Origin of the sequence: Desulfosarcina variabilis str. Montpellier (assembly GCF_048565275.1) — a bacterium.
Taxonomy (GTDB): Bacteria; Desulfobacterota; Desulfobacteria; order Desulfobacterales; family Desulfosarcinaceae; genus Desulfosarcina; species Desulfosarcina variabilis.
On record NZ_CP159846.1, the window covers coordinates 6,643,672 to 6,666,304 of the forward strand.

Below are 22,633 nucleotides of genomic sequence, written 5' to 3' on the forward strand. Positions count from 1 at the left end.
ATTAATCCAACAGCTTGCGGACCATCGCGGCCAGGTCAGCCATTTTCACAGGCTTCATCAAAAAGCCCCTGATGCCGAGCGCATCGGCTTTTTCCTTGGTCACCAGCTCGTTGAACCCGGTGCAAAGAATGATGGGAATATCCGAGCGAATTCTTTTCAGTTCACCGGCCAGCCGGTCACCACTGATGGTGGGCATGGTCATGTCCGTGATCACCAGATCAAATTGATCCGGCTGGGCGCTGAAAAGCCTCACAGCGGCTTCGGCACTGCCCTGGCTGGTAATGGTGTACCCCAGGTGCTCGAGCATTTCTCGCTCGACGTCAAGGATATCCGGCTCGTCGTCAACCAGTAGAATATGCTCATGCCCCTTTTCCAGCTGCGCTTTGGCGTCCGCTTCGGCACGGACATTCTCCTGGGTCAAGGGAAGAAAGATATCAAAGCGGGTGCCCTGTCCCATGCGGCTGTCGACACGAATCGTTCCACCATGACTTTTGACGATGCCATGCACCGCGGCCAATCCCAGGCCGGTCCCCTTGTCCCGCTCCTTGGTGGTAAAATAGGGGTCAAAAATACGCCCCAGATGTTCCGGGGCAATGCCACGGCCGGTATCGGCAACCGTCAGCTTGGCATAAGCGCCCGGTGCAATCGAATCAATGGCGGCCTGACCGGTTATCGCCGTGTTGGCCAAGGAAATACTCAGCGTTCCGCCGGTTTCCATCATTTCCTGATAGGCGTTGGTACACAGGTTCATGATGACGCGATGAATCTGGGAAGGATCGCCGAGCACATCGCAGCCGGCATCAATCCGGGTCTGAATGTCAATAGTCGTGGGGATGGCAGGACGGAGAATTTTCAAGGCATCCTTGACAATCAGATGCATGGCTACCGGTATCATGACCGGCTCATCCTTGCGGCTGAAGGCCAGAATCTGGGCCACCAGATCTCGTGCCCGTTCCCCCGACTTGTGAATGGATTCCAGTTTGTAACGGATGGGGTTGCCGATGGGCAGATCAGCCATGGCCAATTCAGAATAACCCAGTATGGCTGACAGAATGTTGTTAAAGTCGTGGGCGATCCCCCCCGCCAGCGTGCCGATGGCCTCCAGTTTCTGGGCATGACGCAATTGATCTTCGACAATCTGTTGGGCGGTGACATCCCTCAAAAAATTCAGTGTTGCCGGTTTTCCCTCCCATGTAATGGGGGTGGTGTTCATCTGACCATTCACATACCGTCCACTTTGATGGACAATCCTGAAGAAATAATCACGGGCGGGTTTTTCTTCCTGGGGCGTCTGCTCGTCTGGACGGTGAATCTGATCCCGGTCTTCTGGATGGACCAACTGCTGAAAAGGCAACCGTGCCAATTCTCCGGCGTCATATCCAAGCACGTCCAGTGTTCTGGAATTTTGGAATTTGATGTATTCATCCTGGACAATGAATATGGCGTCATTGGCATTTTCCACTAAAAGGCGATACTTTTCCTCGGATTCGCGTAAAGCCTGTTCGGCGCGTTTGCGGGCCGTAAAATCCTGCAGGGTTTCAACGGCTCCAATAACCTCACCATCGATGTTCCGCAAAACAGCAGCGGTAAAAAACAGCCACCGTCCATCGTCACCCATGTCCGGAAAAAAATCCTCCGCAGCATAGGCATGCTCGTCCGTGGAACCCGATTGCAGTTTCCCGTCATAATATTTCTTCACTTCTATAGCACTTGCGCGATCGACGATCAGATCGGCCATGACCGGTCTTTCGGCTGCATAAAAGGCCATCCACTGCCGGTTGGTGCCAACGACCTGCTGCGCCGATATTCCGGTGATGTGTTCAAGGGCCTGATTCCAGTGAGTGGTCATGTGATGGTCGTCAATCACAAAGGTGGGCACCGGACTGCCCATGATGATCTGGAAAAGTTTGGCTTCATTATCTCGCCAGGCCTGTTCCACACGCATGCGATTGTCCAGCATTTCATTGGCCGACTCGGCAAGCCGGAAAAATTCCCGGAAATGCACCGCGCTCAAATCAATTTTGGCCATCCCCGACGCGGCCTGGCTGAAGAAACCGTTGAACAGCCGCATGTTATGCGCAATCCGCCTGGAAAGAAATCTGACGATGAGAAAAATCAATATCAAAAACGAGAATAGGATCAAAAAAATGGACCGCAGGCTGTTTTTGATGCGCCGGTCTAATTCGGCCTGCCGGGTGGTTATCTGATCTTCTATGTCATCCATATACATTCCGGCACCGACATACCAGTGCCATTCTGGAACCCCGGCAGCATAGCTGATCTTGGACGCATGCTTATTGCCCGCTAAAGCCGGCATGACATATTGGACAAAACCGCCACCCGATTTTGCCGCGTCAATGAGTCTTTGGACGATCTTGACACCCCTCACGTCCTGCACTGCGATCATATTCCTGCCGGTTTCCGGACCGGAAAGGCTGACACCATCCCAACGACCGGCAAACACGTAGCCGTCCTGGTCAAATTTGATATTGGAAATCCATTCAATGCATTCTTCCTGAATATCCGCCCTGACATCATCGAGATATTCACCCGTGCCAATCACCCAGCCAATGGGCGCAATCAATTTCACAAAGGCGATCTTTGGGAAATAGCCGTCGCCTCCGGGTTTAACCCATGTGTAGCGGTAAAAGCCCTCCTCCTTGGCCTGTGCCAGTGCAATCATATCCGGGACAACCGACTCACCCTGCCCTCCTTTGACCGCCAGCATGCTTCGGCCTTCCATAGCGGCATTGATGGGAAACAATTGCTCTACACCGTCCAGCGAAAAAGCGAAAAAATACCCTCTTCCCTTGTTGTACCGGATAGGCCTCAGGGCCTCCCGGATCGTATCCTTTATTTCTGCATTACTTTTATTTTGTTTTTTTGTTTCAAGAATATTCGTAGCAATCGCATAGGCCTCGTAAACCCTATTTCTAGCAACGTTGCGTAATCGCTTTTCTGTTTTCGACTGCATGTGTTTGACAAAATCCAGCGCGCGATCAACCTCTCGCTTCAATACGGTCTTCTTGTCTTCAAGCAAAGATATCCGCAAGGTATCGGCTTCTTTATTAAATCTGGAAATTTCGGAGGTAATCCAAACAGCCCCCACGGAGGATAGGCAAACAAAGGCGACGAGCGCCAGGTAGAAGAAAAAAATACGATTGATATGTAGTTTTGGAGGTTTCAACATGTCCTCCAATGGATCCCAAATGGATGTCTTGAGACGTTAAACCGATTTGTCAGATGGATACAGACAATCCATCATGTACGTTGATGTATCATAAGCTCGAGTCAGCAGACGGGTCAAGTGATAGCAATGGGGATGGGCACTATATGGAAAGCCTGTCTGATTTCAGCGCATAGGCCAGGGCAATACCGATCATAAAACCGGCCGCCAGATTTGAGGCCAGCGTGATCCCCAGAACCACAACCGGTACCGTCATCTCCTTGCGGGAGTGCATATCCAGAAGCGTCAGACTCAACTGCAGTCCGGCGAAAATAAGCAGAATCCCAAGCGCACTCATGGGAAGCAGGTAAATTGCCCCCATGAGATGTTCCCCCAGAAAAAGGGCCAAAAGCATAAACATGGTGCCGCTGATTAAGTTGGATCCGGCGCTGCGGGCGCCGAAACGATAGCGTGAAGCCAACCCGCCGGCCCCCTGGCACATGGGCATCCCGCCCAGAAAAAAGCTCATCAGGTTGGCCAGGGCCATACTGATGCAAAGCGCCCGATAAGTGACCCGGCCGCCATCCTGGGGGAAATATTGCGCCGACAGGTCGGCATTGGCCATGACCGCATTGCCTAAAGTCATGGGAATTTGCGGCAGTACCAACACCAGCAGGGCAAAGGTGAAATCACCGGCCTTAGGCATTCCGAAAGGCAGCCAGTGAGGCAGATTGAAGCCCAAGTGGAGCTGGTCCAGGCCTTTGCCGGTTCCCATTAAAAGGCCGACGGCCCCCCCGGCACCCACCACAACGATAGCGGCCGGCAGCCGCCGGTTGTCCAGCAACAGGAGCGTCAGGATCCCCAAAGATACACCGATTACAAGACCAATGGGCACCGGTCCCAGGTACTGAACGGTTAAGTATGGCTCTGCGGCCTGACGCAGGGCTTGAATGGTCGATGTGCCCAGCATCAACTTAACCCCTTGAGATACCAGCAACACGCCCGTGGACAACTGGACGCCCCGGATCACGGGCCTGGGGATGTAGCGCCCGATCAGGGTAATGATCCCGGTTCCGCCGATGATCAGAAGAAACAGGAATATCCACAGGCAGGACGCCTGAATCTGACCCGCAGAAATACCCGTGGCAATGGCGTAGGCGCCGATCACTTTCATAGGTTCCACCGGGCTGGTGACTTTAAAGTAGAGTCCCGAAAAAATGTAAAACAGGCCTACGGCGAAAAACACGCCCAACGGATTAAGACCATTGATCAGGATCATGCCAATGGCCAGGGGCAGAATGGTACCCAGATCACCCAATGATCCGGCCAGTTCCATGCGATTGAATTGAAAGGCGGCACTGATGCTCGATTGGTTGATGCCGGCGTCCTGATTTGCATCCATTCTTCCCTCCTGATGAAAACCGCCCACCACGTGAATTAACAAATCGTCCCTGGATACTTCCTCTTAAGCACTTACCGTTTCGTTACCGGGCCTGATCCGGATTATTCAAACAAGCAAAAACCGGGTGGCACCATCCTGTCGTAATCCTTCGATTGGCAAAACCAATTGACAAGTAATCACGATTTTATATATTATCGTGATAGTAAATCAAATACCGCCCCATTGTCAAGACGAAGCGAACGGGATGGACAAGCCGCCCATGAGCAAAAAAAAACCGGGCCGTGAAACGGCCACGCACCGTCACCTTAAGGAGCGGAGCCATCACGCGCAAATTTTCTCACCCTCCGACCAGGGAAAATACCTGGATACCGTGCAGCTCCATCAACTGGAACAGTCCTTCCGGAGCTGGGTGGATGCGACGACACGCACCAATGTGCGCCGTTCGCGGCGGCGTATTCTGGCGATATTTCTTTTGATTCGTTACACCGGGGCCAAGCTGAGTGAAGTGCTGAATCTCGACCCGTTTCAGGATATTGACCTTGACGACCGGTCGGTTCGCTTTGGTCGCATGCATGAAAGCCATAGGCGCCCCCTTCGCACCGTGCAGCTGTCCGAAACCTTCTGTCGGGAGATGCAGCCCCTCATTGCCGATACATCCGAGGCGGCGCCAAAGGGCATCTTCAACGTGGACCCGGGGTTTGTCAGACGCAAGTTTTATGAGCGCGCCGAGGCATGCGGGATCGCCAAACCGCTCGGCGCACCAGAGGTCCTACGCCGGTCGCGCGCAGTTGAATTGATGCAAAGCAACATGCCCCTGCCGGCGGTGCAGATGTTATTGGGCCACTCCACACCCAATCTCACTTCGGCTTATGTTTCTTTTTCCGAGGATGACATCCACAATGTCACGCGATATTATATGGAAAAAGAATCAACCCGCAAAACCAGCGCCCGCAACTGTTTTTTCGGCAAAATCCAGACGATCCGCAAAGGAGACCTCCAGACCCAGGTGGATTTGGTCACCATCGACGGCCACCGTATCACCACGGTCATCACCAATGAAAGCCGCCGGCGGTTGGGCCTGAAAAAAGGGGATTTGATTACCGCTGAAATCAAAGCGCCCTGGGTGATTGTCCAAAAAGGCCCCCGGGCCTCACAATCCAGCGCGGATAATGTGCTGGATGGCGTCGTGGAAAGCATCAACCGCGGCGTCATCAATACAGAGGTTATCGTTCGCATTTCCGGCGGCACCCAGGTCTGTTCCCTGGTCACCAGTGAAAGTGAACGACGTCTGGGACTGGCCGAGGGTGATCGGGCATGGGTGATGTTCAGCAGTTTTGCGGTAGTGCTGTTGGCGGAATGATGGGCCTTATTATTAATGCCTTATGGCTATCTTTTGCACGGCCGTGTCGATTGCCGTCAGCCTGCCCTGGGCGACATTTGGCGAAATCGACAACCAGCCGACGCTGATTTACGAGGATTTATAGACCCCGTATTATCCCAGAATCAAGCGCTGGGGATCGCAGGTGTCTCTAAGAATCGCCAATTCCTCATCTGTCGGTGGCGGCACCGGGACGGCACGTGAAGTATCCACAGCAAAGCCCATGTTCTCCAGGACATCTTCTTTATTCACTCCTTCGAAGCAGCCCTTGAGGTACATCTTTCGAGAATTCTCATCAAATCCCATGATGGCCATGTCGGTAATCACGCAGGCCGGACCACCGCCGGGCAAACCGGCTTTCTTTCGGCCGTCGGGACCATCGATCCACCCCGGGCTGGTCAAATAATCCAGCTTGGGCACGAATTTACGCTTGGCATGTTGCATGAAAATAATCGTACGGCTGACAAAAGAGGCCACATCACAGGCGCCGCCGCTACCGGAAAAGCGGACTTTCGGGGTATCGTAATCGCCGATCACGGTAGAGTTGAGATTGCCGTAAATATCGATCTGGGCCGCCCCCATGATCCCCACCACCTGGCGGCCGGTAAAGCGGTTCTGCATGGTGGCAAAGGCATCGGCCAGGCCACCGTTAACGCAAGTGGCGAACATCACCCGGGAGTCGCCCACGGCCAGGGGCACCTCCTCTAGCTGGGAATCAATGGCACCGGTTTCGAAAAAGATCACGCTGCTGGGTGCACTGATATGCTTGGCGGCCATGGCGGCCAGCATGGAAATACCGGTACCGCAAAAAACGATATCCCCGTCGCGGATTTCCCGGGCGGCAGCCACGGCCATCATTTCGCGTTTGGTGTAGTCGGTTTGCTTGGTCATGGGATGTCTTCTCAACAATCGTTTACGGATTCTGATCAATCGTTTGTTATGAAGGAGTGTTAAGTATTAAGTTTGAAGTGTTAAGTGAATGTATTCTATCGATTTTATATAAAATCAGCCCCGATCATTAACTTAACACTTAACACTTTAAACTTAACACTTTCCTAACGCCGGTCGAGCCCTTTCGCATACCCCGTCCGTCGATCCGCCCTGATTTTCTCAAGCTGCTCCGGATCGACACCGGCAATCATGGTCGCATGGTCCGGCACGCCCAGAATCTGGGCCTGCAGATACTCCTGGTAGCGGGCATCATCCAGGGCCGCTTTCCGGTACTGGTGCAGCCGTGCCGGATCATAATCATAGTGCCGGTAGCAGGCCGTGGGCCAGGCCCCCATGGGCAGATGCACCACGGCGTCCACACAGAAAAAAGGAATTTGGTTCCGTTCCGGTGCGCCTCGCAGCAGATCATCTTCAATCAGGGTCTCACAAGTGATAATCAGGTGCCGGGCCGCCTTGGCCTGCTCCACATCGGCAAAGGGCAGGCCCGTGATGCGGGCGGTGCCCTGTCGGTCGGCAGCCTGCACGTGAATGATGGTTACATCCGGGTTGATCGCCGGAACAAGTACCACCCGCTCGGTATCCGCCCAGTTGCCAAAAGGATTGTCAAGAATCACCAGTTTCTGGTCCGGGATCAGCGGGTCGGCCTGGCGCCGGCTTTTCGAAAACCCCCAGCGGGTGACAAGATCCGATCCCAGGGAAGATCGCGTGGGCAGAAAGGGCACGCCCATGGCACCGGCCATGAAGCGCAAGGTCATCTGGTAGTTGGAGTAATCCTCAACCTTCAGGCGACCGGACTCCACGGCCTGGCGAAATCGGATGCAGGTGGAAGCAAATCGTCCGTTGCCGGCATAGGCGATTTCGATACCATCCACGCAACCCGCGCCGATCAGTTCATCGACCCCCTGGCCATTGGAATGGGCGTAAAGATGCAGGTGGCGTTTTTGCTGGCGAATGATCTCGTATACCGCCGCCATGGGGTTGCGATTGATGGTAAAGCCGCCGATGGAAATGTGCGCGCCATCGGGAACAAACCGGGCAACCGCCGCTTTTAGTGAAATCAGTTTGTTGGATTCGGTATTCATGGTCACTTGGTCTTAAATGAAATCAATAAGGTAAGTCAATACGCATATAAGGAGCGGTTTATCACTTTCAAGCCTGTCCCCGGGCTCCGGGCTTGGTCCAGCCTCTCAAACGGTAGTAATCATCGATCAAGCGGCCTAAATCCTGGGAAGCGACCCTTTGGCCGCCTGGCAGGGCTTCCTTGAGGAAGCGTTTGGGCAGCCACTCGTCTTCCGCCTGCATCCCTTCCCGCAGGTTAAAGGCCCGCGTGTTGGTGACCACCCGGCCGGCCAGGGCCTGCAGGTCGGGTTGGCGCATGGTTTTTCCGGTGGTCATGGAAAAAATCCGGCCAAGTTCCTCCCAGGGGTACAAATCCCTGTAAAACCGGCACAGGATCAAAGTATCGAAAAGCGTGCAGCGGTCTTCGAAATCGATGAACATCGAGGCCTTTTCCTCGATCTGATCCGGATCGATCATTCCGGCCAGCTCGGGTTTGTAAAAAGTGGTCCGCAGGTGGCAGGCGCCCCGATCGGACACGGCATAGGCCAGGCCCATCCCCTTGAGCACCCGGGGGTCATAGCCGGCCGGTTCGAGCCCTTTGACGTGCACGGCAATCTCTTCCAGCCCCAACTCCTCGCTGGCCGGGCGGATGCCTTCGGCCAGCAGTCCGCCTACATCCTGACGCAAAACGATTTTTTTAAAAAGCGCAGCAATGCGGTCGGGTTGGTTGTAGTCGATGGAAAAATCGATTTTTCCGCGGCGCCTGGCCTCGATGGCAAAAGCGGCCAGGTTGCCCGCGGTCATGGTATCCATCCCTAAGCGATCGCATTGATCATTGAGAAAAATGATCTCCTCGATTTCATCCACCATGCACAGCCCGCCGAAGGCATAAATGGTCTCATATTCAGGACCTTCCAGAGTCAGTCCCTGGTGGCGGCCATGCTGTACGGTCAGCGTTTTGCCGCAGGCCATAAAGCAGGTCCGACAGGCCTTGGGTCTGGGCTTGCAATGCGTTTTGATACTTTTGGCGTTGATTTTGTGGGCATGATCGACCGACCCGGTTGACCAGTAGCGACTGGGAAAGGCGCCGGCCTTGTTGAGCACATCCACCATCATGGGCGTTCCAGAATTGCGGTAGGCCTGGGTGACGGGGTGGTCCTTGAAGATTTGCAGTTTCTCCTTGGCATAAGCTTTAAGACCCGCCGGGTCGGCAAACGGACGACGCTTTTGGCCATGAAAAACAACAGCTTTGATTTTCTTCGATCCCAGCACCGCTCCCATACCGGTCCGGCCGCATACCCGCCAGCCATCGTTTTTCACCACCGCGAAACGGACCTGGTTTTCTCCGGCCGGACCAATGGTCAGAACAGCCGGAGACCGGGCGGCCACTCGCTTTTTCAAGGCCGCCTCGGTTTCAAAGGTGTCCAGCCCCCACAACTCATCGGCATCATGAAAAAGGGTGCCCTGGTCGGTGATTTCCAGCCACAAGGGGCGGTCCGCCGCCCCGGTGATATCAAAGGCGTCGAAACCGGTGCGGCTCATGGCAATGGCTGCGCTGCCGCCGGCATAGGACTCGCTGTAAAGACCGGTCAGTGGTGATTTGGCAAACAGGCCGTGCCGACACGAGCCATGCACAGGGCTGTCCGTGGCCGGCCCCAGGGCCATGACCAGATGACTTTCCGGTGCCAGCGGATCGACACCGACGGGGTTGCGGTCCAACAGCAACCGTGACCCCAGGCCTTTACCCCCCATGTCGGTCTCGATACGTGCCGTATCCAGACCCTCGGTGCGGCTGGTCCGGTCGCTGACATTCAAGCTTAGAACCTTTTTAAAAAAACCGAACATGGTCCACCCCCAGTGGTTAACATTTTCATGGAAACGTCATTTGTAATGGATTTTGGTCTTTGGCATTGTCCACTTCAGCGGGTAATATCCTCCAGGCTCTCCTCCAAAATGGAAAGCCCCCGGTCCAGTTGTTCATCGGTGATCACCAGCGGCATCAAAGTTCGGATAATATTGCCATGGCCACCGCAGCTGAGCAGAATCAGTCCTTTTTCAAAGCAGCGGGCCGTGAGGGCCTTGGCCTTGTCCGTGGCCGGTGTTTTGGACTGCCGATCCTCGACCAGTTCCAGGGCCAGCATGGGACCTTTGCCGCGAACCTCGCCGATGATCTCAAAGCGCTCTTGAAGGGCGTCGAAGCGGGCCTTGAGGGTTTCGCCTAAAGTGACGGCGCGTTCCATGAGTCCGTCCTGGAGCAGTATTTCCATGACCGCCAGGGCCGCCCGGCAGGCGATGGGATTGCCGCCGTAGGTGCCGCCGAGGCCACCCACGTGGGAGGCGTTCATCAGGTCGGCCCGGCCGATGACCGCAGAAAGCGGCATGCCGCCGGCAAAACTCTTGGCCATGGTGATGATATCGGGCACCACATTCCAATGATCAATAGCGAAAAATTTACCGGTGCGGCCGGCACCGCTTTGCACTTCATCGGCAATCAGGGCGATGCCGTATTTTTCGCAGATGGCCTTCAATTTGGGGAAGTATTCGGGCGGCGGAGTGATGAATCCCCCTTCACCCTGGATCGGTTCGGCGATCACGGCCGCGGTCTGCTCGGCAGGTACATGGCTGATAAAAAATTCTTCCAGATAATCGGCACAGGCGACCTTGCAGGCGGGATAGGTCAAATTGAACGGGCAGCGGTAGCAGTAGGCATAGGGCATGCGGTAGACTTCCGGCGCATAGGGACCGTAGCCGAACTTGTAGGGTTTGACCTTGCTGGTCAGGGTCATGGTCAAAAGCGTGCGGCCATGAAACGCATTTTCAAAACAGATAATCCCCGGACGCTTGGTGGCATAGCGGGCCACCTTGACCGCATTTTCCACGGCCTCGGCGCCGCTGTTGGCAAACAGGGTCATTTTGGCGTCATCGCCGGGGGCCAGAGCATTGAGTCGCTCGGCCAGGTCCACATAGGGTTCGTACATGGCGACGTGAAAACAGGTGTGAATGAATTTACCGGCCTGGTCACGGATGGCGTCCACCACCTTGGGATGGCAGTGCCCCACGTTGTTGACACCAATGCCGCCAGCGAAATCGATCAATTCACGCCCCTGTACATCCACCATGATCGCGCCGGCGGCCTCCTTGATAAAAGCGGGGGTGGTATTGAAGGGTCCCTGGGGGACATTGAGATTTCGTTTATCGAGTAATTCTTGATTCCGGCCTGGCATCTTACAACTCCTTTGTTGAATGATGAATCATTGGCGTAAACGTCGTTGTATACGCGGTGGGTAGTCTTGGCGTCTGGTTGAGAAAAATCGGCCCGTAGTTTAAAGCAAACCACTGGGCGCACATAATGTCCTGCCAAAGCAAATGCCATACCACTGCACGAAGAGAATCGAATATAGATGATCACCATCATTTAAGAACGATCGCGGACATGGCTCGATCCTGCCAAAAAAGGTATGCCAGGCAGTCATTGGAAGGGAGGAACCATGCATGCCTTTGATTTATTACAACTTAATTGAAATGCATAAAAATTCAGCGACTCTTAACATTTATTTGTCATTCACTGCCGACAACCGGAATCGGCTGAATCAACTCGATGCGATCCAAGGCAAATATTTTTTTTAATGCAGTCTTGCATAAAATGTAGGGGTGTGATTATGCATATCAGCATGGACCCACCCCACACCGATCCCAACCATCCGGTATCCGATCTTCATGCCCTGCTGCTCTCCAACCCCGGCAATGATCATGTCGCCCGCAAATGGCGGCTGTTCGCAAGGGCCCTTCTCAATGCGTCGGGCAGCGCCATCTTTGTGGTCGATCCGTCCGGCACGGTGGCGATTTCCAATCATCTGGTACAAAAACATCTGGGGCTGTTTCCCGGCAGTTTGATTTCCACCAGTCTGCCGGACTTCTGGCCGCTGGTACAGCGGGTGCTGATCAGACGCCGTGAACTGCGCGATCAGCCGGTCCAGGCCGGCGGAATCTCCTTCCTGGCCCGGATCGCGCCCATCAATTTCAAGACCGACGTCATCGGCGTGCTGTGTCTGTTGGAAGATCGTACGGAGCTGGAAAAAACCACCCGTAAAATGATCTCGTTCCAAGAACTTAGCCAGGAGTTGGACGCCATCATTGCTTCCAGTGACGACGGCCTCTGGATCTGCGACGACCAGGGCATGATCCTGCGCATCAATGCGGCCTCCGAGCGTCTGAACATGCTGCGCGCCGCGGATGTGGTCGGCCGCAACATTGACGAGATGATCACCGACGGGCACATCGACCATTCAGTGACCCGCAAGGTGCTGAAAAGCGGGAAGCGGGAAAACCTGTTGCAGCAGACCCGCTCGGGACGGAAACTGATGCTGACCGGCAACCCGGTATTCAATGCCGAAGGAAAGTTGATTCGGGTGGTGGTCAATGAACGCGATATTACCGAAATCGACGCCCTGCGCGCAGAACTGGAAGCCCAGATGGCCAAAAACGATCAGATTCAGCGCCAGATGCAAGAGCTTCAGATCGCCGAAATGCAAGGCGGGGCGGTCATCGCCCGCAGCGCCAATATCATCCAGGCGCTGTCCCAGGCCGAAAAAGTCAGCCGGGTGGATTCGACGGTACTAATTCTGGGTGAGTCCGGAACCGGCAAAGGCGTCGTGGCCAACCTGATCCATACCCATTCGGCCAGGGCCGACAAGCCCATGATCCACGTCAATTGCGGCGCCATACCGGAAAGTCTGGTTGAAAGCGAATTGTTCGGTTATGAAAAAGGTGCGTTTACCGGTGCGGCCCAGCAGGGCAAGCCGGGCTATTTCGAGTTGGCCGACAAAGGCATCCTGTTCCTGGACGAGGTTGCCGAACTGCCCATTGCATCCCAGGTCAAGCTGCTGCGCTTTTTAGAAGACGGCCGGGTGACCCGGGTGGGTGGCACCCGTGCCCGCACCCTTGATGTCCGCATCATCTGTGCCACGCACCGGGATCTGGAACAGATGGTGGCCCAAGGGCAATTCCGCCTGGATCTGTTTTACCGGCTCAATGTGATTCCCATTACCGTGCCTCCGCTAAGAGAACGCGAAGCATGCAAGCTCTCCCTGATTCAGCACTACATCGATCATTTCACCGCTAAATTGAAAGGCGGCAAACCGCCTCGCCTCAGCCGGCATGCCCTGGATGCCCTGCTGGCGTACACCTTCCCCGGCAACATCCGGGAGCTCATGAACATCTGTGAACGTCTGGTGGTGATGGCTGAATCACCCCGCATCGATGTTGATGATCTTCCCGCTGCCGTGACCGCCGGTCTTTCCAAACCCATGGACTACGGTCTCGATATGCTGGAAGCAGACGGCAATCTGACCCGCGCCATGGCCGCCGTCGAGAAGCGCATCATCTCAAAGGCCCTTGCCACCCACGGCACCCAGACCAAGGCTGCACTGGCATTGGGGGTCAATCAATCCACCATTGCCCGCAAAATCAAAAAGCATGGTCTGGGATAATCCGCTTTGGCCGGGAAACGGATCCGCCGATGAAGCTGTTTGCCAATGGGTGTGCATCCCAAACAGGCAAATTTAAGGGTTCGCGCAAAAATAAATTCACAAATTGTCAGTGTTCAGGCGCCCGCTCAGCAAGGCGCGAAGACAAAGGAATATCAGGCATATTCCGTGTTTTCGCAACGCCGCTGAGTGGGATGGATGGGCGCTGAAAATGTGAAGTTATTTTTGCGCGAGCCCTAAGGGTGAACACTGATTATGCAATCTTGCATAGCGCCGATGTCTTCGGCCCCTGTTCGATTTGCGACTGTGATTCAGAACCGACTCCAATACCGCTGATCAACAACCGCTGAATGCTGACACGCGATTCAAATAACAACTGAAATCATTGCCAATAGAATTCAACCAACGCGTTCAGGGGACCGGCCTTTTTGCATACGCCGTCCAGGCCATCATGGTATGGGCGGGTTTGTTCATCCTGGTATGGGCATTGCTTATGGTATCCATATCATTTGGATACGTCAAAATAAACTGAATCAACCTTCAACCCCCACCTACAAAGAGGAGATCGAGATGAAACGTATCACATGCATTGCCTTGGTCGTGTCGCTGTGCCTGTTACTGGCCGGCCCTGCGGGAGCCGATGAGGGCGTCTATAAAATCGGTGTGATCACCTCCCTTTCCGGCGGCCTGGCCACCGGTGGAAACGTGACCAAGCAGGGATATGAAATGTGGGCCAAACGGGTCAACGCGGCCGGCGGCATCGACGTGGCCGGGAAAAAATATCCGGTCAAACTGATCTACGGTGATGCCCAGTCCGAACCGTCCCAGGCCGCATCCGCCGCAGAACGCCTGGCCGCCCGGGAAAAAATTGATTTCGCATTAGGCCCCTACTCTTCCGGCGTCACCCTGGCCGCCGCACCGGTCCTGGAAAAATACAAAATCCCCATGATTACCGGTTCGGCTGAATCCCCGCTGATCTGGCGTGAAAAATTCAAGTTTACCTTCGGCACCATCCCGCCCGTCAACTTCACCGGCTCCGGTCCCCTCGAAGTCATTGCCACGCTCAATCCGCCGCCCAAACGGGCCGTGGTCATCGGGTCCAACGATGCCTTTTCCAAAGCCACGGCGGAAACCTTCCGCGACACCTGCAAAAAGTTAAACATCAAGGTCATGAAATACGACATCGTTCCTTCCGGGCAGGACCTGACGCCCTACATGTCGGCGGTACGCGCCATGCGGCCGGACGTGATCGCCTTTGGCGGTCATGACGAAGAACTGATCCGGCTGGTCAAGGCCCTGCGCCAGATCAACTATGCCCCCAAGGCCCTTTTGATGCACTACGGCGTAACCGAACCGGCTTTCGTCGAAGCCCTGGGCCAGGATGCGGAACAGGTCTACGGCGCATCCGTATGGACATCCAGCCTGAAAACCACCGGCGACCTGATTTGGAAGGATGCTGCCAGTTACGCGGCCGACATCAAGAAAACGTTCGGGATCGAACCGGACTACACCATGGCCGGCTGTTCGACCGCGGGCCTGGCTTTCCAGGCGGCGATCATGAAAATCGGCGCGGTCCCGCCCCTTGACGACAAAGCCAAACTGGCCCTGGTGGACGCCCTGGAAAACCTGGATTTCAATACCTTCTACGGACCCGTCAAGTTCTCCCATGAAGGCGAGTTCTACCATGCCAACACCGGCCTGACCCCGCTGGCCCTGCAGATCCAGAACGGTAAAACCGTCATCATCGGACCGGATGCGTTCAAAGAAGCGGACGCCCAGTACCCGATGAAGTCCTGGAAATAATTTTGTCATCGTTCAGTCTCAATGTTGGGGCGAAAGATTTTTCGCCCCTGCATTTTAGCCAAAGGACAAGTGTTAAGTGTTAAGTTTAAAGTGTTAAGTGAAGGTATTCTTCCGATTTTTATATAAAAAGATATGATCCACAACTTAACACTTAACACTTAGCACTTAACACTCATTAAAGGATAGTCCAATGCAACTCCTGCCACAGGTCATTCTGGATGGAATCCTCATTGGCGGCGTCTACATCACCATAGCCATCGGCTTTTCCCTGGTATTCGGTGTCATGCACATCATCGATTTTGCCGTTGGCGAGTGGATCATGCTGGGCGCATTCATGGGGTACTACCTGAACCGCTGGATCGGTTTGGATCCGTTCCTGCTCCTGCCCTTCGTCTTTTTCGTCTTTTTCGCCATCGGTTATGGTCTGCAACCCGTGATTGGCCGGGTGCTCAGCGGCCAGCGCGGCAACCCGCTGCTCATGGGGCTGGTATTCACCTTTGGCATCATGCTCATGATCCGCGGTCTGGGACTGACCATCTTTGGTTTTTACAGCCGCAGCATTCCGTCCGCACTGGCCTCATCCTCATGGCTGTACGAAAAGGGCGATTTTTTCCTGACCGTGCCCTTTGTTCGCCTGGCCGGGCTGCTGTTCGCCGCTGCCATCACCCTGACCCTGTCTTTCATGCTGAAAAAAACCGATTTCGGCACCGGTGTGCGCGCCCTGGCCCAGCACCCGGAGTCGGCCGGGCTGATGGGGGTCAACAGTCGCAAAACCAACTGCGCGATCTACGGCATTTACGTTGGCATCAGCGCCATGACCGGCGTGTTGATCGCTACGATTTTTTCCATGACCCCCATGGAGGGCGGACGTTACACGGTGCTGGCCTTTTTCATCGTCGTGCTGGCCGGCATGGGGTATCTGCCCGGCGTTCCCTGGGCAGCACTGCTGCTGGGGCTGATTCAGTCCATTTTTATCGTCTACTTGAGCGCCAGTTATACCCTTCTGGCCGTGTTCGTGTTCCTCTACATTATCTTGCTGATCTCCCCCAAGGGACTTTTCGGGAAAGGATGGTAACCGATGCGCCCCAACGTCTATCTCTGGCTCATCCCCCTGCTTCTGATCCTCGTGGCGCTGCCACTGGTCTTCGACAGCCCGTTTATGCTGCGCATCGTCACGGAAACCATCATGTGGATCGGATTGGCCATTACCTGGGATCTCTTGGCCGGGTACACCGGGTATCTCAACTTCGGTCACGCCATGTTCTTCGGCGTCGGCGCCTACACGACGGCCATTTTGATGAAACACGCCGGCTGGGCGTTCATTTTCACCGTACCGCTGGGCGGCCTTTTGGCCGGGTTGTTGGCGCTTGTCATCGGTGTACCCACCCTTCGTCTAAAAGGCGCCTATTTTGCCATCGGCACCTGGGCCCTGGCCCTGGCTATCCAGCAGCTGGCCCTGATTCTGGATATCACCGGCGGCCCGGACGGCATGCGTCTGCCGCCGTTTCTGAACCCGGCCTATTTCTACTTCTGGATGCTGGCCGTGGTGGCGGGGACCTTCGCCCTGTACTGGGTGCTTCTGGAACGGGCCCCCTTCGGTCTCAAGGTCAGAGCGATCCGCGAAGATCAGGAAGGCGCCATGGCACTGGGGATCAACCCGACCACCGTCAAGGTGCAGGCCTTTGTCCTGTCGGCCATCCCCGTGGGATTGATGGGCAGCATTTACGCCTACTGGATTACCTTCATCGACCCCCTTTCGGCCCTGGGCGACATTCTCACCGATCAGGCCGTGGTCATGGCCGTGGTGGGCGGGCTGGGCACGCTCATCGGGCCGGCCATCGGCGCGGTAATCGTCTTTGCCTTTAAAACCATGTTCTGGGCCTACCTGTCCGATTATCAGGTCTTGTACCTGATCATCCTGGGTGCGGCCATTGCCTTGACCGTGGTCTTTTTGCCCAACGGCCTGTGGGGTACGCTCATGGGGTACCGGGAAGCGTCACGAACCTTTAAAAGCGGCCTTGCCATCCGCCCCCGGATCGATGAGGCGGCGGACACCAAAAAGGCACCCAAAGGAGAACCCGACCATGTCTGAAGCGATACTGAAAATCCAGGATGTTGTGAAAACCTTTGGCGGCCTGCACGCGGTCAACGGGATCTCTTTTGATCTGGCCGAGGGCGAAGTCATGGGATTGATCGGACCCAATGGGGCCGGTAAGACCACCTTGTTCAACGTAATCAGCGGGTACTACCCCCCGACCCGGGGCCAGATTCAATTCAAAGGCCGGGACATCGGCGGCCTGCCCCCTTACCGCTTGGCATCCATTGGTATCGGGCGTACGTTCCAGGTGGTCAAACCGTTTCCCGGGCTTAGCGTGCTGGAAAATGTAACCATTGCCGGGCTCTGCCGGCACCCCAAGCGTAAAGCGGCCGAAAAACATGCCTGGAAGATTCTTGAATTCACGGGCCTGGCCGATCAGGCGTCCAAATCCGCTGCCAACCTGACCCTGGCGGGCCGCAAGCGACTGGAGATTAGCAAGGCCCTGGCCCTCGAGCCGTCCCTTTTGCTGCTCGATGAAGTGGTGGCCGGCCTCAACCCCACGGAGGCCGACAAAACGATCGAGCTGATTCTAAAAATCAAAGGGTTCGGGATCAGCATCCTGATCGTCGAGCACATCATGCGGGTAATCATGAGTATCAGCGACCGAGTGGTGGTGTTGAACTTCGGTGAGCAGCTGGCTCTCGGCAAACCGGCCGACGTCGCCCAGGATCCCGGGGTTATTCAAGCCTATTTAGGAGAGGAAGCCGCATGAAAGTGTTGCAAGTTAAAGATATTTCAGTGTATTATGGTGATATCCAAGCCCTGTGGGATGTCAGTTTCAGCGTCAAGGAAGGCCAACTGGTTACCATTTTGGGAACCAACGGTGCCGGTAAAACCACGACCATGAAAACCATCGCCGGCCTGCTCCAGCCCAAATCCGGAAAAATCCGCTTCAACGGCAACCAGATCAGTGGTTTGCCCGCCCACGAAGTGGCCGATACGGGAATATCCCTGGTTCCCGAGGGACGCCAGTTGTTTCCGCAGCTCAACGTGGAGGACAATCTGCGCATGGGATCCTATCTCAAACGAACCAAGGAAAACCGCGAAATAAACCTGAAATACGTCTACGAGTTGTTTCCGGTGCTGGCCGAACGCAAGAATCAGGAGGCTCAGACCCTGTCCGGCGGCGAACAGCAGATGCTGGCCATCGGCCGGGCCCTGATGCAGGATCCCAAATTGATCATGTTCGACGAGCCCAGCCTGGGGTTGTCACCGCTGCTGGTCCAGGAAGTGTTTAAGATCATCCGCGAGCTCAGCCGCCAGGGCAGGACCATCTTGCTGGTGGAACAAAATGTCCATCAGGCACTGAAAATCGCCGATTACAGCTATGTTCTGGAAAATGGCCGTGTGGTTCATCAGGGCACCGGCGCAGAACTGGCCCAGGATCCCAAGGTGCAAGAAGCGTATCTGGGAATTTAACTAGTGCTCATCCAGAAATGGCCAATTTGACCGATATCGGCGTTGCACAAAAAATTTTATCCTCGGAATATGAACTATATGCCTTTGGTAAAATTCTTTGTGCGCCTTGATCTCGACCAAATTTTCCTATTTCTGGGCGGACACGAACTATCGCTCATCCGGAAACGGCATCTCGCACCCGATTCGGGCGTTGGGCGGTAGATTGACGCCGGGTCAATTCTATGCATATTTGCATATCAATATGCAATCTGACATTCCCGCCAGTATCAGTGGCTTCAGAATGCGTCAACCGTTGGCTTCTCTTTTTTCCCCTTTATCTATCACTTCTGACCAGGAGATATCTTGAAAAAAATTAATCTTAAAATCAACGGCCTTGAAAAGCAGGTCGTTGTCGACGATGACCTGGTTCTGCTCGATCTATTGCGTGAACACTTCCATCTGACCGGTGCCAAACAGTCCTGCGACCGCAAAGGACAATGCGGTGCCTGCACGGTGATTGTCAACGGCAAGGCCATGCTGTCGTGTTTGACCAAGGTTGCCAAACTCGACGGCGCAGATGTGATTTCCGTGGAAGGGCTGGGGACACCGGCCAATCCCCATCTGATCCAGGAGGCCTTTGTGCTGGCCGGTGCCATTCAGTGCGGCTACTGCACCCCAGGCATGATCATGGCCGCCAAGGCGCTGCTGGACACCAACACCGATCCGACAGACGATGAAATCAAACACGCCCTGCGCCGCAACCTGTGCCGCTGTACCGGTTATGCCAAGATCATCGATGCGGTGCGCCTGGCCGGCCGTTTCTTAAGATGCGAGGTCATTCCTAAAGACATCCGCCCCAACCCCACAGATGAGAAAATGGGTGTATCTCACCCGCGCCCCTCGGCCCTGGCCAAGGCCTGCGGCACAGCCGAGTTTGCCGCCGACATCAATATGCCCGGCGCCGCCGAGATCGTTGTTGTGCGCAGCCCCCACATGCACGCAGAGATTAAAGCCATCGACTGTACTGCGGCCGAGGCCATGCCCGGCGTTATCGGCACCCTCATCGCCAGAGACATCAAAGGCAGCAACCGCCTGAAATACATCGCCGACGACCGGCCTGTTCTGTGCGAGGACCGGGTGCGCACCCTGGGTGATCCGGTGGCCGTGGTGGTCGCCGACACCCGCGAGCAGGCCGAGGCGGCGGCCGCGGCCGTAAAGGTTGACTACGAGCCGCTACCTGAAATCACCTCCCCGGCCCAGGCCATGGCTCCCGATGCCCGACAGATCCATGCGGACCGGCCCAACCTGTGTTTCAGGCAGCCACTGATCAAGGGCGATGCCGATGCAGCCCTTGCCTCGGCAGCCACAGTGGTGGAAAGCCGCTTTTCCACCCAGATCAACCATCAGGCGCCCATGGAACCGGAAAACTCGGTGGCCTACATGGAGGGTGAAGGCGAAGACGCCCAATTGGTGGTGATCGGCCGCAGCATCAACATCCATTTGCACATGGCTATCCTGCAGGCGGCCCTGGGCTTCGAGAACATCCGTTACGAGGAATCCTTTTCCGGCGGACAGTTCGGCATCAAACTGGAAATTTTCACCGAAGGCATCGCCGGGGCAGCGGCCCTTAAATTCAAACGGCCGGTGCGTTACATCCCCAGCCTGGCCGAATCCATGCTGATCACTTCCAAGCGCCATCCCTTTGACATGCAGGTCCGCTTAGGTGCCGACGAAAAAGGCCGAATCACCGCCCTGGAAATGGACATGACCGTGGACAACGGGGCCTACCACTCCATCGGCAACGTGATCATCAACCGGGCGCTGCACATGCTTTCCAGCTCCTACTTCATTCCCAACATCAAGGTGGCATCAAAGCTGGTCTACACCAACAATCCCTGGGGCAGCGCGGCCCGCGGTGCCGGCCCCCCTCAGGCTCACTATGCCCTGGAGTGCGCCATAGACATGCTGGCCCAAAAACTGGGTATGGATCCGCTGGCGCTGAGAGAACTGAATGCCCTGCAGCCGGGGCAGACCAAGGCCACCGGACATGTGGTCGACGAGTGGGCCTTCGAGGGCCTGTGCGAAGCGATAAAGCCTGATTATGATCGCGCCCTTTCCCATGCGGCTCAGGCTGCAACCGACGGCCCGATCAAACGCGGCATCGGCCTGGGCGCGGCCGCCTTCGGCATCGGTTTTCCAGGCGACAAGTCCATCAGTGTCGTGGAACTGGAGTCCGACGACAAGGTAACGGTATACGCTGCCGCTGCCGATCCCGGAGAGGGCAACGATTCCATGCTCACCCAGTTGGCGGCCCAGGTACTCGATCTGCCCCTTGACCACATTCGCATCGACACCCGCAGCACCGACCGCACGGCCGCCGGCGGGCCGGCTTCGGGGAGCCGGGTGACCTTCATGATCGGCGGCGCCACCGTGGATGCCCTGCAGCAACTGAGAGCCGCCATGGACGAGGTGGGCGCCAAGACCCATGCGGCCTTCATTGCCGCGGACCGGCCGACGCGCTACGTGGGCCATAAGTCCACACTATCGACGGCCCCCCTGGACCCTGTAACCGGCCAGGGTCCCTCCTCCGACTCCGATGTGCATGCCATTCAGCTGGCCGAGGTGGAGGTCGATACCGAAACCGGCGCGGTACGGGTGGTGAAGATGACCGCCGCGGTGGACGCCGGCCCGGTCATCAACCCCAACAACCTGGAAGGGCAAATGCACGGCGGCATGGACATGGGCGTAGGCTATGCCCTGCGTGAGCGTTATGTGGCAGGCAAAACCACCGACTGGCGGACCTTCCCTTTCCCCAGTATGAAAACCGCTTTTGACATGCGTGTGATCACCCGTGAAACGCCGCGGAAAAGAGGTACGTTAGGCGCCACCGGGGTGGGTGAAATGGCCATGGTCTCCACCGCTCCGGCCGTGATCAACGCCATCTACAATGCCTGCGGCGTGTGGATCACCGACCTGCCGGCAACCCCGGACAAGGTCAAGGCGGCCCTGGAGGCGAAGAATAAAGCATAGCCCATGAGCCACAACATCCCCCCTGCCCGTGACCGGCGACTTCGCACAGTCGCCGGTCACGATATCTATTTCGACTGGGATGACTTTTTATGGAATCCCCACGACTGGAACGAGGCCATCGCCCTGGCCCTGGCCGCAGAATTAGTTTGTCTGCTCGCATGGTTGAACCGCAGCATTTTTCCCTCTTACCGCGGTTATCCAGTGACAAGTATTCTTTATTGACAGTCTACAGGATTCTTAATAAAATTTCACAGTATTATCTGATTTATCTACAATTCTGAAACGAGCGCATTCTCTTCTTCGGCTGATAAATATCCGTAGTGTTCGGCATCCTGGCTGTAGCGCGATTCACGGTATCGATTATTTTTTTTGCGGACTTCCCATTGATATGGCGTGACATGTCCATGCGTTACCGGCTTTCCTCTTATTAAGGCCTTTATATTCATCCGCCCAACGGATTGAGGTCATAACGTACAGAAACTGAAAGAAATACATCGTTGGTTGAATGGTATTTATCTTAATCATCTAATTGCCTGCTGGATTGTCTGAGAGATTAAAAAACGAGCTTGCCGCTGCGATTGACAACAAATCTGTGCTTAACCTTGTTCATTTGTCGATGGCAAAACGATCCATGAGGGATCAGCTTCGGGGCTACGGGTAATGATAAAGGGAAGGCTCTGCAACCAATTGCACGCAGCATTTTCGATTGCGTCGTTGTCACGGCAGACTGGATTGGAAAGCAAAATCATGGAGGCCAGTCTCCCCCCTTTCCTATCAACGGCCTCAACAATTCAGCCGCACAACTAAGATTCTTTTCTGATTTGACGGATTCGCAACATTTTCAAAAAACCAGCGGACCCAT

Annotated in this window: 15 protein-coding genes; 9 read left to right on the top strand and 6 right to left on the bottom strand. The window is 55.5% G+C overall.

Annotation, left to right across the window (positions count from 1 at the left end):
* Position 1: 1 nt before the first annotated feature.
* Together Dvar_RS30125 and Dvar_RS30130 are read right to left on the bottom strand one after the other, a co-directional pair.
* Positions 2–3,190 (bottom strand): cache domain-containing protein, encoded by a 3,189-nt coding sequence (locus tag Dvar_RS30125; protein ID WP_419656825.1) that lies wholly within the window; start codon positions 3,188–3,190, stop codon positions 2–4.
* Between the two features lie 139 nt (positions 3,191–3,329).
* Positions 3,330–4,568 carry a putative sulfate/molybdate transporter gene (locus Dvar_RS30130; protein ID WP_419656826.1) on the bottom strand — a complete coding sequence of 413 codons (1,239 nt, stop codon included), beginning with the start codon at positions 4,566–4,568 and terminating at the stop codon, positions 3,330–3,332.
* 259 nt (positions 4,569–4,827) lie between these two features.
* Here Dvar_RS30130 and Dvar_RS30135 point away from each other — a divergent pair, with 259 nt between their 5' ends.
* The gene (locus Dvar_RS30135) at positions 4,828–5,928 is read left to right on the top strand and encodes a TOBE domain-containing protein (RefSeq protein WP_419656827.1); all 1,101 of its coding nucleotides are present in this window, start codon (positions 4,828–4,830) and stop codon (positions 5,926–5,928) included.
* A 132-nt stretch (positions 5,929–6,060) separates the two neighbouring features.
* Here the strand turns inward: Dvar_RS30135 and Dvar_RS30140 are convergent, their stop codons facing one another.
* The 4 genes from Dvar_RS30140 to gabT form a co-directional block, all read right to left on the bottom strand.
* Positions 6,061–6,837: a CoA-transferase subunit beta gene (locus Dvar_RS30140; RefSeq protein WP_419656828.1), complete on the bottom strand. Its 777-nt coding sequence runs from the start codon at positions 6,835–6,837 to the stop codon at positions 6,061–6,063.
* A 164-nt stretch (positions 6,838–7,001) separates the two neighbouring features.
* Positions 7,002–7,979, bottom strand: a complete 978-nt coding sequence (locus Dvar_RS30145; RefSeq protein ID WP_419656829.1) for a CoA transferase subunit A — start codon at positions 7,977–7,979, stop codon at positions 7,002–7,004.
* 67 nt (positions 7,980–8,046) lie between these two features.
* A complete protein-coding gene (locus Dvar_RS30150) occupies positions 8,047–9,801 on the bottom strand; it encodes an aldehyde ferredoxin oxidoreductase family protein (protein WP_419656830.1) in 1,755 nt (584 codons plus the stop codon).
* Positions 9,802–9,875: 74 nt separating this feature from the next.
* Entirely contained in the window at positions 9,876–11,180 is a 1,305-nt protein-coding gene (gabT, locus tag Dvar_RS30155; protein ID WP_419656831.1) for a 4-aminobutyrate--2-oxoglutarate transaminase, read from the bottom strand.
* Positions 11,181–11,615: 435 nt separating this feature from the next.
* Here gabT and Dvar_RS30160 point away from each other — a divergent pair, with 435 nt between their 5' ends.
* The 8 genes from Dvar_RS30160 (at position 11,616) to Dvar_RS30195 (ending at position 21,993) form a co-directional block, all read left to right on the top strand.
* Positions 11,616–13,445 carry a sigma 54-interacting transcriptional regulator gene (locus Dvar_RS30160; protein WP_419656832.1) on the top strand — a complete coding sequence of 610 codons (1,830 nt, stop codon included), beginning with the start codon at positions 11,616–11,618 and terminating at the stop codon, positions 13,443–13,445.
* Positions 13,446–14,012: 567 nt separating this feature from the next.
* A complete protein-coding gene (locus Dvar_RS30165; protein ID WP_419656833.1) occupies positions 14,013–15,245 on the top strand; it encodes an amino acid ABC transporter substrate-binding protein in 1,233 nt (410 codons plus the stop codon).
* A 190-nt stretch (positions 15,246–15,435) separates the two neighbouring features.
* The gene (locus Dvar_RS30170; protein WP_419656834.1) at positions 15,436–16,320 is read left to right on the top strand and encodes a branched-chain amino acid ABC transporter permease; all 885 of its coding nucleotides are present in this window, start codon (positions 15,436–15,438) and stop codon (positions 16,318–16,320) included.
* 3 nt (positions 16,321–16,323) lie between these two features.
* Positions 16,324–17,337: a branched-chain amino acid ABC transporter permease gene (locus Dvar_RS30175; RefSeq protein ID WP_419656835.1), complete on the top strand. Its 1,014-nt coding sequence runs from the start codon at positions 16,324–16,326 to the stop codon at positions 17,335–17,337.
* Positions 17,330–18,055, top strand: a complete 726-nt coding sequence (locus Dvar_RS30180) for an ABC transporter ATP-binding protein (protein WP_419656836.1) — start codon at positions 17,330–17,332, stop codon at positions 18,053–18,055. Before Dvar_RS30175 ends, Dvar_RS30180 begins: the two co-directional genes overlap by 8 nt.
* Positions 18,052–18,762: an ABC transporter ATP-binding protein gene (locus Dvar_RS30185; protein WP_419656837.1), complete on the top strand. Its 711-nt coding sequence runs from the start codon at positions 18,052–18,054 to the stop codon at positions 18,760–18,762. Before Dvar_RS30180 ends, Dvar_RS30185 begins: the two co-directional genes overlap by 4 nt.
* Positions 18,763–19,104: 342 nt before the next feature.
* Positions 19,105–21,771 (top strand): molybdopterin-dependent oxidoreductase, encoded by a 2,667-nt coding sequence (locus tag Dvar_RS30190; RefSeq protein ID WP_419656838.1) that lies wholly within the window; start codon positions 19,105–19,107, stop codon positions 21,769–21,771.
* 3 nt (positions 21,772–21,774) lie between these two features.
* Positions 21,775–21,993: a hypothetical protein gene (locus Dvar_RS30195; RefSeq protein ID WP_419656839.1), complete on the top strand. Its 219-nt coding sequence runs from the start codon at positions 21,775–21,777 to the stop codon at positions 21,991–21,993.
* Positions 21,994–22,633 lie beyond the last annotated feature (640 nt).

Excerpts from the sequence above, each read along its gene's own strand:
- Dvar_RS30125 (WP_419656825.1), bottom strand. The coding sequence starts at position 3,190 with ATGTTGAAACCTCCAAAACTACATATCAATCGTATTTTTTTCTTCTAC.
- Dvar_RS30130 (WP_419656826.1), bottom strand. The coding sequence starts at position 4,568 with ATGGATGCAAATCAGGACGCCGGCATCAACCAATCGAGCATCAGTGCC.
- Dvar_RS30135 (WP_419656827.1), top strand. The coding sequence starts at position 4,828 with ATGAGCAAAAAAAAACCGGGCCGTGAAACGGCCACGCACCGTCACCTT.
- Dvar_RS30140 (WP_419656828.1), bottom strand. The coding sequence starts at position 6,837 with ATGACCAAGCAAACCGACTACACCAAACGCGAAATGATGGCCGTGGCT.
- Dvar_RS30145 (WP_419656829.1), bottom strand. The coding sequence starts at position 7,979 with ATGAATACCGAATCCAACAAACTGATTTCACTAAAAGCGGCGGTTGCC.
- Dvar_RS30150 (WP_419656830.1), bottom strand. The coding sequence starts at position 9,801 with ATGTTCGGTTTTTTTAAAAAGGTTCTAAGCTTGAATGTCAGCGACCGG.
- gabT (WP_419656831.1), bottom strand. The coding sequence starts at position 11,180 with ATGCCAGGCCGGAATCAAGAATTACTCGATAAACGAAATCTCAATGTC.
- Dvar_RS30160 (WP_419656832.1), top strand. The coding sequence starts at position 11,616 with ATGCATATCAGCATGGACCCACCCCACACCGATCCCAACCATCCGGTA.
- Dvar_RS30165 (WP_419656833.1), top strand. The coding sequence starts at position 14,013 with ATGAAACGTATCACATGCATTGCCTTGGTCGTGTCGCTGTGCCTGTTA.
- Dvar_RS30170 (WP_419656834.1), top strand. The coding sequence starts at position 15,436 with ATGCAACTCCTGCCACAGGTCATTCTGGATGGAATCCTCATTGGCGGC.
- Dvar_RS30175 (WP_419656835.1), top strand. The coding sequence starts at position 16,324 with ATGCGCCCCAACGTCTATCTCTGGCTCATCCCCCTGCTTCTGATCCTC.
- Dvar_RS30180 (WP_419656836.1), top strand. The coding sequence starts at position 17,330 with ATGTCTGAAGCGATACTGAAAATCCAGGATGTTGTGAAAACCTTTGGC.
- Dvar_RS30185 (WP_419656837.1), top strand. The coding sequence starts at position 18,052 with ATGAAAGTGTTGCAAGTTAAAGATATTTCAGTGTATTATGGTGATATC.
- Dvar_RS30195 (WP_419656839.1), top strand. The coding sequence starts at position 21,775 with ATGAGCCACAACATCCCCCCTGCCCGTGACCGGCGACTTCGCACAGTC.